A 1411-nucleotide genomic window follows, 5' to 3' on the forward strand; every position below is an offset into this window, starting at 1 on the left:
TTCGTAAGATCGGTGGACCCGGGGTCCCGGGTATGGCTGGCACGGTGGAGACCGCGAGATGGCTTAAGGAGCTTGGCCACCCAGGGCCCCGCGACGACTCGACCACCAATTGGGAAATGCGACTCGATCGCTTCTGTAGGGCAACGTCGGCGAGGTCGTCTGCGGGATGGATGTGACGGCGAACTGGCGGAGGTGACCGTGCCCGAGATCTGGGCCGGGGTGGACATCGGCAAGACCCATCACCACGCGGTGGTGATCAACGCGCACGGCGAGAGGCTGCTGTCCCGCCGGGTCCGGAACGACGAATCCGAACTGCTGGAACTGATCGGCGACGTGCTGGACATATCGCGCGATGTGCTGTGGGCGGTCGACCTCAACCACGGTGGGGCCGCACTGCTGATCGGCCTGCTGGTCGACCACGGCCAGCCCGTCGCCTACCTCACCGGCCTGGCGGTGCACCGGGCCGCGGGCACCTATCGGGGCGAGGGGAAGACGGATGCGAAGGACGCCTTCGTCATCGCCGACCAGGCCCGCGTCCGTCGCGACCTGGGTCTGCTGCGGCCCGGTGACGAGATCGCCGTCGACCTGCGCACCCTGACCACCCGGCGTCTGGACCTGGTCTTCGACCGCACCCGGCAGATCAACCGGCTCCGCGCTCAACTGCTGGAGATCTTCCCCGCGTTGGAGCGGGCCCTGGACCTGACGAATCAGGGTCCGATCCTGCTGCTGACGGGCTACCAGACCCCGGCGGCCATCCGCCGTGCAGGAGCCAGGCGGGTCGAGACGTGGCTGAAGAACCGCAAGGTCCGCAGTGCCGCTGCCCTCGCGAAGACGGTCGTGGAAGCCGCCCAGGCCCAGCACACGGCCCTGCCTGGCGAGAAGTTGGCCGCCGCCATGGTGGTTCGCCTCGCGAAGGGGGTGATGGCCCTCGATGAGGAGATCGCCGAGCTCGACGCCCTGATCGAGGCCCGGTTTCGCGAGCATCCGCACGCCGAAGTGATCAGCAGTATGCCCGGCATGGGTCCCAAGCTCGGCGCGGAGTTCCTCGCCGCGACCGGCGGGGATATGGACGTGTTCGGCAGCTCGGACCGGCTGGCGGGCTTCGCCGGCCTGGCTCCGCAGCCCCGTGACTCCGGACGGGTCAGCGGCAATCTGCGCAGACCCCGCCGCTACCACCGCGGGCTGCTGCGGTCCATGTACCTGTCGGCCATGGTCAGCTTGCGCTGTTGCCCGGCCTCGAAGGCGTACTACGACCGCAAGAGGCGGGAGGGGAAGGGGCACAAACAAGCTGTCCTGGCCCTTGCCCGCCGTCGCGTGAACGTCCTGTGGGCGATGATCCGTGACGGTGAGTGTTACCACGCTTCACCTCCCGTCACTGCTGTGGCTTGACAACCCGATTGGGAAGCTCCTT

Annotated in this window: 1 protein-coding gene; it reads left to right on the forward strand. The window is 68.1% G+C overall.

What is annotated here, in order from left to right:
• Positions 1-198: 198 nt before the first annotated feature.
• The gene (locus IF47_RS0126610; RefSeq protein ID WP_031511564.1) at positions 199-1389 is read left to right on the forward strand and encodes an IS110 family RNA-guided transposase; all 1191 of its coding nucleotides are present in this window, start codon (positions 199-201) and stop codon (positions 1387-1389) included.
• Positions 1390-1411 lie beyond the last annotated feature (22 nt).

It is taken from the genome of Streptomyces megasporus, from assembly GCF_000718985.1.
In the GTDB taxonomy this organism is placed as follows: Bacteria; Actinomycetota; Actinomycetes; order Streptomycetales; family Streptomycetaceae; genus Streptomyces; species Streptomyces megasporus.